Annotated in this window: 9 protein-coding genes and 1 pseudogene; all 10 read left to right on the top strand. The window is 66.1% G+C overall.

Annotation, left to right across the window (positions count from 1 at the left end; genetic code table 11):
* Positions 1-188: 188 nt before the first annotated feature.
* Positions 189-623: pseudogene (locus KZC50_RS15640) on the top strand (IS256 family transposase); the annotation flags it as partial.
* 267 nt (positions 624-890) lie between these two features.
* Positions 891-1,514, top strand: coding sequence for a GntR family transcriptional regulator (locus tag KZC50_RS15635; protein ID WP_310892292.1), 624 nt, complete (start codon positions 891-893; stop codon positions 1,512-1,514).
* A 58-nt stretch (positions 1,515-1,572) separates the two neighbouring features.
* Entirely contained in the window at positions 1,573-2,616 is a 1,044-nt protein-coding gene (locus tag KZC50_RS15630; RefSeq protein ID WP_310892291.1) for a DctP family TRAP transporter solute-binding subunit, read from the top strand.
* 34 nt (positions 2,617-2,650) lie between these two features.
* Positions 2,651-3,223, top strand: coding sequence for a TRAP transporter small permease (locus KZC50_RS15625; protein WP_310892290.1), 573 nt, complete (start codon positions 2,651-2,653; stop codon positions 3,221-3,223).
* On the top strand, positions 3,220-4,515 hold the full coding sequence (locus tag KZC50_RS15620) for a TRAP transporter large permease (protein WP_310892289.1): 1,296 nt from the start codon (positions 3,220-3,222) through the stop codon (positions 4,513-4,515). The genes KZC50_RS15625 and KZC50_RS15620 overlap by 4 nt, the downstream gene beginning before the upstream one ends.
* A gap of 35 nt (positions 4,516-4,550) precedes the next feature.
* Complete coding sequence (locus tag KZC50_RS15615; RefSeq protein WP_310892288.1) at positions 4,551-6,011, top strand: aldehyde dehydrogenase family protein; 1,461 nt, start codon at positions 4,551-4,553, stop codon at positions 6,009-6,011.
* Positions 6,012-6,050: 39 nt separating this feature from the next.
* Positions 6,051-7,211, top strand: coding sequence for an iron-containing alcohol dehydrogenase (locus KZC50_RS15610; RefSeq protein ID WP_310892287.1), 1,161 nt, complete (start codon positions 6,051-6,053; stop codon positions 7,209-7,211).
* Positions 7,202-8,302, top strand: coding sequence for an Ldh family oxidoreductase (locus KZC50_RS15605; protein WP_310892286.1), 1,101 nt, complete (start codon positions 7,202-7,204; stop codon positions 8,300-8,302). Before KZC50_RS15610 ends, KZC50_RS15605 begins: the two co-directional genes overlap by 10 nt.
* Positions 8,280-8,975 (top strand): RraA family protein, encoded by a 696-nt coding sequence (locus KZC50_RS15600; protein WP_310892285.1) that lies wholly within the window; start codon positions 8,280-8,282, stop codon positions 8,973-8,975. Before KZC50_RS15605 ends, KZC50_RS15600 begins: the two co-directional genes overlap by 23 nt.
* A partial coding sequence (locus KZC50_RS15595; protein ID WP_310892284.1) for a 2-hydroxyacid dehydrogenase occupies positions 8,972-9,930 on the top strand: 959 nt, incomplete at its 3' end. The genes KZC50_RS15600 and KZC50_RS15595, both read left to right, overlap by 4 nt.

The raw sequence follows: 9,930 nt of genomic DNA, 5'->3' as shown, positions 1-9,930 counted from the left end.
GGGCTCCGACGCTCACCCGGTAGCATCGGATCTGGGCACCCGTCCGTAGAGCATCCTCTGTTCGCAGTGGTGCCGCCCTCCCAGTTGTATATCTGACAATCCGCATCTGAGTTGGCTCCGGACGGGTGCCCTTTCTCGTTGTTGTTGCTGCTGCCCCGTGCACGTCCGTCTCATTGGTCAAGTGTGTTCGGAGCTGCCGGTTGACCGGGGTCGACGAGATCGTGCTGTCGTTGACCGCGCGTGGCTTGACCACGGGCGAGGTCGCGGCGCATTTCGACGACGTCTACGGCGCTTCGGTGTCGAAAGACACGATCTCGAGGATCACAGACAAGGTCATCGAGGAGATGACGGACTGGCAGAATCGGCCCCTGGATCGGGTCTACCTGGTCGTGTTCATCGACGCGCTGGTGGTGGAGGTCCGCGACGGGCAGGTGCGCAACAAGCCGTTCTATCTCGCAGTCGGCGTCACAGTGAACGGGGAACGCGACATCCTCGGAATCTGGGCCGGCGACGGCGGCGACGGGGCGAAGTTCTGGCTCGGGGTGCTCACCGAGATCAAGAACCGCGGCGCCGAGGACGTGTGCATCGTCGTCTGCGACGGACTGAAGGGTCTGCCCGATGCAGGGCGGGGAAGTAGACGTTCACACAGTCGGCGGCGATCTTTCGCGGGCCAGGTCGGTTCGACTGCCCATGTGAGCGGAGGCGTTCGCTCCGACTGAGTGAGGGTCGCGGCCCACCGCTCGCCCTATGCGCGCGTGGAGCGTTTGGCCCGGGGCGATGCCGGACGGTGACCATTTTTCGACCAACTTGCGTCCGTGTTCTGTATACAGCATACTGAACTCATGAGTGCCGCGTTAGCTCCTATGGGAAGCCGGAAGCTGAGTACTCAGATGTACGACGAACTCGAGCGGGTAATCGTCGACTGCACGTTGCCCCCAGGCGCCGTACTCAACGACTCGGATCTCGCGGCCCAGTTCGGTGTAAGCCGAACCCCGGTGCGCGACACACTGCACCTGCTCGAGTCATCTGGGCTAGTCGAGCGAGGTCGCTCGACCGGCTGGGTGGTCACTCCGATTCGGATGCGGGACATCGACGAGCTCGCCGAACTGCGTGCCCTGCTCGAGCCGGCCGGGCTTCCCAAAATCGTGCAATGGGACAATGAGCGCCTCGAGCGCCTGGGCTCGCTCTTCGACAACTTGCCGGGGTCCATGCTCCGAGCTGACACGGAGCAGTACCTGGCCCGTGATGACGAGTTTCACCGCACGCTGATCGCCGCGACTGAGAACAGTCGCCTCGAGCGTATGTATCATGTCGCAGACCGACAGCTCGCCAGATGCAAGCGCTACGTCACCTTCCAAGACGATGCGCGCCGCGCCGCGAGCCTCGAGGAGCACCGCGCCGTGTGCCGTTGCCTCATGAACCGGGATCCGGATAGCGCTCGGTCGGCGCTGCTTGAGCATCTCGAACGGGCGCACGACGCCCTCGCGGCTGCCATCAAAGCCTCGTTGACCTAGCATCCGCTGGGCTGATCACACGCAACACCCCTCAGCGCATCACTTCAAAGGAGAAACGATGAAACTGGCTCGTACATTTACTGCAATCGCTATCGCGGGAATCACCGCCGCGGCAGCCACCGGCTGCGCCAGTGGAGGCGGTGGTGCAGGCGGAGGCGAGAACGAGGGAGCCGTCGAGGCCACGACCATCCGGCTCGCCGTCGGCGACCCGGCTGGCTCCTCGGTCGCGAACGCCGCGGAGCACTTCGCCGAACAAGCCTCGGAGCTCAGCGACGGAGCCATCGACGTTGAGATTTTCACCGACGGGACGCTTTTCAATGGCGATCAGAACGCGGCCGTGAACCTGCTTGGCAACGGCACCCTTGATGCGACCATCATCTCGACGTCGGTGTACGCATCCTTCGAACCCAACATGAACGCCATCAGTCTGCCGTTCCTGTTCGACGACATGGATCAGTTCAGCGAGTACCTCGCCGGTGAGCCCGGCCAGGCGCTGCTCGAGTCCCTGGAATCTCAGGGCATTTCAGGGCTGTCGATGCTCACCCGCACTCCGCGTGTGACCACCAATTCGGTGCGCCCGATTGAGTCGCCAGAGGACTTCGACGGGCTCAGGATACGCGTCCCGCAGAATGAGCTGTGGGTCCGCTTCTTCGGCGAGCTCGGCGCGAACCCCACGCCGATGAACTTCACCGAGGTCTACACCGCCCTGCAACTTGGCACCATCGACGGCCAGGAGAATCCGCTCGAGGTGCCGGTCGCGAACAAGTTCTTCGAGGTTCAGGACTACCTGTCGCTGACGAACCACATTTCCGATGGATACGTGCTCGGCTTCAACCAGGGCAAGTTCGACGGGTACAGCGAGGAGGTTCAGGACATCCTCCGGGAAGCCGCCGCCAGCACGGCCGAGTGGAAGCGTGAATCGGACGACTCCGAAGCGCAGCAGCTCCTCGCCGATCTGGAGGAACAGGACGTGCAGATCAACGAACTGACCGAAGATGCGCGGCAGCAATTCCAGGCGCTCGCGCAGGATCTGTACCCCGAGTTCGAGGAGCTCGTGGGGGCGGACTTCATGCAGGAGTCCCTGGACTTCCTGGGGCGCTGAACGAGCCGACTGGATCACGGACGAGGGAACGCTCATGTCCAAGGAAAGCAGGGGAGCCGCAGGCGCTTCCGCTGAGGAGCCGCTGATCGCGGCACTCCCCGACGCCGACCAATTAAAGGAGAGCGGGCCGCTGTGGCGGGTGATCGAGGTGCTGCTCGGCATCGGTGTGCTCGGGATGCTGGTGCTCCTGTCGGTCCAGGTCGTCGGACGGCTGATCGGCTCCTCGCCGGCGTGGACAGAGGAGGCGGCACGCTTCCTGTTCATGGACGGGGTGTTCCTCGGGTTCGCCGCAGGTTTCCGGGCGGCGGTCCACCCCCGCGTCTCCTACTTTGTGACGCGGGGGCCGGGCTGGCTAGCGAAGGTGAGCCTTCACGCGACGGTGGTCTGCGCGCTCGTCTTCTTCGGCATCCTTGCCTGGAAATCGACCGAACTCGTCGCGCAGCAGTTCCGCAACAACGAGACGAGCCCCGCCCTGTCGATGAGCATGTGGATCGTCACGGTCCCGCTCGCGGTCGCGTCGGTCCTCGCGCTCGTCGGTGTGATCCAGTCCGTGTACTTCGACAGGAACCTCCGGCAGCGGATGTTGAAAGGCGAGGTCATCGCATGATGAGTTTGACGGTCATCGCGATCTTCTTCCTCTTGCTGGTCCTCGGCGTGCCGCTGGCGCTGGCGCTCGGAACGGGAGTGGTTGTCGCCCTGCTCGTCTTCGGGCTGCCGCTCGAGATGATGGCGCAGTCGACGTTCAGTTCGATGAACAGCTTCCTGCTCATCGCGGTGCCGCTGTTCGTTCTGGCGGGGAACGTGATGGCTGGAGGCGGTATCTCCGAGCGCATCTTCAACGGCGCATCCGTGATGTTCGGACGATTCCGCGGGGGGCTTGGGCAGGTCAACATCGCTGCGAGCGCCATCTTCGGCGGCATCTCCGGCTCGTCGGTGGCCGACGTCGTCAGCCTCGGCAAGATCGAGATCAAGGCGATGACGGACCACGGGTACCCGAAGCCCTACGGAGCGGCACTGACCATGGCGACCTCCACCTTGTCGTCGGTCATCCCGCCCAGCATTCTTATGATCATCGCCGCGTCCGCGTCGGGGGTCTCCGTAGGAGCCGCGCTCGCGGGAGGCTTCGGGCCGTCCGTGATCTTCATCCTCGTGCTCATGGTGATGAACTACTTCATCTCGGTGTGGAAGAAGTACGGGGAGATTTCCCGGGAGTCGCTGAGGGAGAGCATCAAGACGGTCGTCGTCGGCATCCCCGCGCTCGGTGGCCCTGTCGTCATCCTCTACGGCCTCTTCGGTGGGCTCTTCACCCCCACGGAGGCCGCGGCCGTCGCTGTCGTTTACAGCGTCGTCGTCGCCATGTTCGTCTACCGTGACATGAAGCCGCGCCAGCTGCCGGCCATGCTGATCGAGAGCGGTGTCACCACTGGGACCATCCTCTTTATCGCGATGGTCGCGAGCGCTGCGTCGTACATCTTCACGATCGACGGGCTGCCCGCTCGCGTGAGCGCCGGGCTGACGACGCTGACCACCGATCCGTTGCTGATGATGCTCCTCATCGGCGTGATCCTGCTGATCATCGGGGCCATCATGGATATCACCGCCGCGATTCTACTGACGATCCCGATCCTCATGCCGACGGCGATCGCCACGGGTATCGATCCGGTGCATTTCGTGGTGTTCCTTGTTGCGGCGCTCTCCATCGGACTGGTCACCCCGCCGATCGGCGTGTCGCTGTTCGCGACTGCGTTCGTCGCGAAGCTCCCCATGGAGACAGTCGTCAAGTCCGCACTTCCCCACTATGCGGTCCTCGGGGGCGCGGTCATTCTCCTGGCCGTCTTCCCCGACCTGGTGCTGTTGCCGGCGGAGTGGCTCACCGGCTACCAACCCGTCGGGCGCTGAACCGATCACACCGTCCCGAGACGAAAGAACATATCGTGACCTCCACACTGCTGTCCACCCGTTCCAGCTACGTTGCGGGACGCTGGCTCGATAACCCGGATGCGAAGACCGTCGAGACGCGCGATCCCGGGCGCCCGGACGAGGTCGTCGGCCGCTACGCCCTCGCCACCGAGCGGGAGACCCAGGAGGCGATCGCGTCGGCGGCCGCCGCTGCGCCGGCGTTCGCGCAGACCAACGCCGCTGAGCGCAGCGACCTCGTTTACGATTTCCTCCGATTGTGGGCGGACAGACAGGACGACCTCGCCGACATCGCCACGCGCGAGATGGGCAAGGCGCGCGCCGAGTCGTATGGCGAGACCAGCCGTGTGTTCTTCGAGGCGAGGTTCTGGGCGGGTGAGGCGTTGCGTGGTGGCGGGCAGACGTTCCCGAGCACGCGGCCGAACACCGACATCCGCACCATCCGCCAGCCTATCGGCCCGGTCGCCGCGATCACGCCATGGAACTTCCCGATCCTGACCCCGGTGCGCAAGGTCATCCCCGCCCTGGTCAACGGGTGCCCCGTCCTGCTGAAGCCCGCCATGCAGGCACCGGGCACGACCGTCATCGTCGCCGAGATCCTACACGAGCTGGGGCTCCCGGCAGGCGTCTTCAGCCTGCTGCTGGGTTCCGGCCGCGAGACGGGCTTACTGCTCGTCGAATCACCCGAGATCGCGGGGATCACTTTCACAGGGTCCACCGAGGTTGGACTCGGGATCGCGACGCGTGCCGCCGCACGCAACGCCCGGACCCAGCTGGAGATGGGGGGCAAGAACGCCGCGGTGGTGTCCCAGGTCGAGGACGTCGACCGAGTCGCTAGCGAAATTGCGGGTGCAGCCTTCACCGCCTCCGGTCAGCGGTGCACCTCAATCAGCCGCGTCATCGTCGTGCCGGAGATCCGCGAGGCGCTTGAGCAGGCACTCGCCCGTGCGGCGCAGAAGTACGTGGTCGGGCACGGGCTAGAGGAGGGCACCACCATGGGGCCGGTCGTCGATCGGGCATCGTTCGAGCGGACCCAGCGCTACATCGCCGAAGCGCAGAGCAACGGCGCGCGCGTGCTGGTGGGCGGAGAGGTACTGGACCCAAGCGGCGAGAGCGGCTACTTCGTACCGCCGACCATCCTCACCGACGTCGCGCCGGGCAGCCCGCTCGCCGTCGACGAGGTCTTCGCGCCGGTGCTCGCGGTCATCCCGGTCGCAGACATCGACCAGGCCATCGCAGTCACCAACGAGACGCAGTATGGGCTGACTGCCTCCGTGTTCGCCGACAACGGAAGCGTCGCTCGCCGCGTCGCGATGGCATCCCGGTCCGGCATGGTGCACGTCAACCACGGCACGGTGAGCGAGGGTCACATTCCCTTCGGCGGGGTGGCGCAGTCTGGGCAGGGCGCGTACGGGATCGGCGCGACCTCGACCGAGTTCTTCACCAGCCTGAAGGTTATCTACGACCAGCAGCCCTAACTTTCCGACCGATATGACGCATGACAGCGAGAGAATCACATGAAATACCATCGCCAATTCACCTTCGAGCTTCCTACTCGCATCACCTTCGGCGTCGGTGCTCTGGCCGGGCTCCCGACTGAGGTGGCAGCGCTCGGCGGTTCGTCGGTGCTACTCGTCTCCGACCCGGGCCTCGTCGCTGCCGGCGTCGTGGACCGCGTCGTCGATCTGCTCAGCGACAGCGGTCTCGAGCCGGCCGTCTTCACCGACGTCGAGCCCGAGCCCGATGCCAAGGGGGTCATGGCCGCCGCCGAGCTGGCGCGGACCTCTGGCGCGGACATAGTCGTAGGCGTCGGCGGAGGGAGCGCCCTCGACACGGCGAAGTCAGCGGCGCTGATGGCACGAAACCCCGGGCACATCCGCGACTTCGTCGGTCTGAACGTTTCGAGCGCGCCGGGTCTGCCGGTCATCGCCATTCCCACCACCGCCGGAACAGGCAGCGAGTGCGCCATCTGGGCGGTCATCTCCGAGAAGGAGAAGTCGGACAAGTACGGCATCGGCGGCCGGAATATGACCGCGACTGTTGCGCTTTGCGACCCCGCGCTGACCCTAACTTTGCCCGCCCGGCAGACCGTAGGCACCGGTGCTGACGCACTCGCCCACGCGCTTGAGTCCTACGTCAACAAGGCCACGCAGCCGATTTCGGAAGCGCTCGCCGAAAAAGCCGTCGAGCTTATCGCCGGTTCCCTCCGGCAGGCGACCTTCAACGGCGCTGACCTCGACGCGCGATCCAACATGATGATCGCCGCGACGATGGCCGCCTGTGCGTTCGCACCGACACGTCTTGGCCTCGCCCACGCGATGGCGATGCCGCTCGGAGCGTTCGCGAAGATCCCGCACGGCGACGTGATCGCGATCCTTCTGCCCGAGGTGATGCGCTATAACGTGGTCGCCGCGCAGTCGAAGTTCGCCGAAATTGCCCGGCTCTTCGGCATCGACACCCGTGGAATGACGCTGCGGCAAGCTGCCGACGCCGGTGTCACGGCAGCCTCGGACCTGCTCATCGACATTGGGGCGCCATCGAAGCTCTCCGCCTACGGGGTCACTGAAGCCGACCTTCCGAAACTCGCCGAGGAGAGCATGTCGTCGGGCAACGTCGTGGTCAATCCGCGCCCGGCGCGCGCGGCGGATCTCGTGGAAATTATGCGGAAGTGTCTGTGAACGCCCCGGAATCGTATCCCGTCCCGGCGGCGGTGTTGCGCGAGTACTGCGCCAGCATCTTCGTCGACGCCGGCGTCCCCGCCGCCGACGCCGAACTCGTCGCCGATTCCCTGGTCGAAGCGAACCTCCGCGGCGTCGACTCTCACGGGGTCAGCCGCGTGCCCATCTACATCGAGCGCATCCGACGGGGCCTGACAGATCCCGATCCCGACGTGCGCGTCGTCTCCGAGCGCGGCGGCGCCCTGCTCATTGACGGCGACAACGGCATGGGACAGGTCGTTACGCAGCGCGCGGTCGATGTGGCGTTCGACCGGCTATCTGAGCAGCGGGTCGTTTCGGTCGGGATACGAAATTCGAATCACTACGGGGCCGGCGCCTACTTCGGCCGCCGCGCGGCGGAACGTGGGGCCGCCGTGTTCCTATACGGCAATGCGCCGTCCACGATGGTTGCTTGGGGCGGCCGCGAGCGGTTCCTGGGCACCAACCCCTACACCTTCGCCGTTCCGGCAGGGGACCGGGCGCCCGTGGTGCTCGACATGGCCACCAGCGTCGTCGCGAGGGGCAAGATCATCCTTTCTTCACAGCTCGGCCAGGACATCCCGGAGGGGTGGGCGGTGGATGTGGCCGGCCAGCCGACGACGGAAGCCGCCGCCGCTCTGGAGGGTAGTGTCCTGCCTTTCGGAGGTCCGAAGGGCTACGGGATTGCGCTGATGATCGAGATCATGGCGGCGGTGCTGTCGGGCGCGAATTGCGGACCCGAGGTCGGAGACCTCTACGACGAGCTCGAGCGACCGCAGGGCGTGGGCGCTTTCCTCAACCTGACCGACATCACCGCCTTCCAACCGCTCTCCGGGTTCGGCGACCGTATAACCGGGCTGATCGATGCCATCAAGCTCACCGCCGCAGAGGGGAGCGAGGTGCTGATCCCCGGCGAGCTTGAGCAGCGGGTCGCGGACGCCCGGTTGCGAGACGGGGTCCCGGTGCCGCCAGCCGTTGCAGCCGCCCTCGAGAAGGTCGCGGCGAAGCCGTTTCCTACCGACAATGCCAGCCAGACCGCGAAGGAAACCCATGAACATCGTCCGCGTCCATGACCGTGCCGAGCCCATCGATCCGGAGATCATCCAGCGATTCGCGGAACTACCGACGCCCGCCGTCTCCGACAGCACTCAGCGGAGCACGGGAGCGACCGCGCTGCGTCCGATCGGTGCGTCCCTGTCGTCCCTCGCCGGCAAGTCGATGGTCGGAACGGCGCTGACCGTGCGCACGCGGCCCGGCGACAACCTCGCCGTCCACATCGCCCTCGACATGGGGCGGCCAGGCGACATTCTGGTCGTCGATGCCCGCGGCGAGACAACCAACGCCATTCTCGGCGAGTTGATGACGAGCTATGCCGAGACGAAGGGCTTCCACGGGATCGTCGTCGACGGTGCTGTTCGCGACCACGATCCCATCTCGAGCGCCGGCTTCCCCGTGTTCGCCCGCGGCATCTCGCACATGGGCCCGTACAAGAGCGGGCCTGGCGAAATCCACGGAACCGCGACGATCGGGGGTGTTCCGATCGAGGACGGCGATCTTATCATCGGCGACGCGGACGGAATCGTCGTCGTCCCCGCCCGGCGCGTGCACGAGGTCCTCGAGCTGGCGGAAGCCGTCGTCGAAAAGGAGGAGGGTCAGCGCGCCGACATCGCCGCCGGGCGGTGGGATCGGTCCTGGATCGCGCCGAGCGTCGAGCTCGTGCGCGTGCACGAGCGGGCTGACCGTTGAGCAATCGCATCGTCCTCACCCGCTTGCTGACCGAGGCGGCTATGTCGGCCGCCCGCGATCTGCCCGGCGAACTCGTCGTCCTAGGCGAGGGCACGCCGGGGCGATCGGCGCTCCTCTCCGCCGTATCGGGCGCGTCAGCCATCATGTCGCTCGTGACGGAACGGATCGACGATGAGGTACTAGCCGCGGCGGGTCCCGGCCTGCGGATCGTCGCGAACGTGGCGGCGGGCGTTGACAACATCGACCTGGCAGCTGCGGCCCGGCGCGGTGTGACCGTGTCGAACACGCCGGGCGTCCTCGACGACGCGACAGCCGACTTGACTTTGGCGCTGATCCTCGCCAGCACGCGGCGCGTGGTCGAAGCCGATCGGTTTCTCCGCGCCGGAAATTCGTGGATGTGGGGGCCCAAGGAGTGGATCGGTCTCCAGCTAAGCGCAGGTACGACGCTCGGCATCGTCGGTCTTGGGCGCATCGGCATGGCAGTAGCGCGACGCGCGCGGGCGTTCGGCGTTCGCATCGTCGCGACGGGCTCCCGGGCGAGCGGGGACGAAGCGGTGGCTCTCGACGTCGAGGCGGTGGATCTCGACGACCTTTTCGCATTGTCGGACATCGTGACGCTGCACTGCCCCTTGACCCCGGACACCCGGGGCCTGGTCGATGCACCGCGGCTGGCGACGATGCGCCGGGGCAGCTATCTCATCAACACCGGGCGTGGTCCGCTCGTCGATGAGAACGCGCTCGCGGACGCCCTCGAATCCGGCCGTATCGCGGGCGCCGGACTAGATGTCCACGAGCAGGAACCGCTGGTGAACGAGCGGTTGCGCGCGTCCGAGCGGGTGGTGCTGCTCCCTCACATCGGCAGTGCGGGCGCGGCCACCCGCGACGCCATGGGGAGACTGGCCGTGCAGAACGTCGCCGAGGTGCTCGCCGGCCGCAGCCCACTGACCCCTGTGCG

The organism is Microbacterium aurantiacum, from assembly GCF_031625015.1.
GTDB lineage: Bacteria > Actinomycetota > Actinomycetes > Actinomycetales > Microbacteriaceae > Microbacterium > Microbacterium aurantiacum.
The sequence above is the reverse complement of the archived record's forward strand: the minus strand, read 5'-3'. Positions and strand labels throughout refer to the sequence as shown.

What these genes read in the sequence shown, in the direction of transcription:
- KZC50_RS15635 (WP_310892292.1), top strand. Translation starts at nt 891, where the DNA reads ATGTACGACGAACTCGAGCGGGTAATCGTCGACTGCACGTTGCCCCCA.
- KZC50_RS15630 (WP_310892291.1), top strand. Translation starts at nt 1,573, where the DNA reads ATGAAACTGGCTCGTACATTTACTGCAATCGCTATCGCGGGAATCACC.
- KZC50_RS15625 (WP_310892290.1), top strand. Translation starts at nt 2,651, where the DNA reads ATGTCCAAGGAAAGCAGGGGAGCCGCAGGCGCTTCCGCTGAGGAGCCG.
- KZC50_RS15620 (WP_310892289.1), top strand. Translation starts at nt 3,220, where the DNA reads ATGATGAGTTTGACGGTCATCGCGATCTTCTTCCTCTTGCTGGTCCTC.
- KZC50_RS15610 (WP_310892287.1), top strand. Translation starts at nt 6,051, where the DNA reads ATGAAATACCATCGCCAATTCACCTTCGAGCTTCCTACTCGCATCACC.
- KZC50_RS15600 (WP_310892285.1), top strand. Translation starts at nt 8,280, where the DNA reads ATGAACATCGTCCGCGTCCATGACCGTGCCGAGCCCATCGATCCGGAG.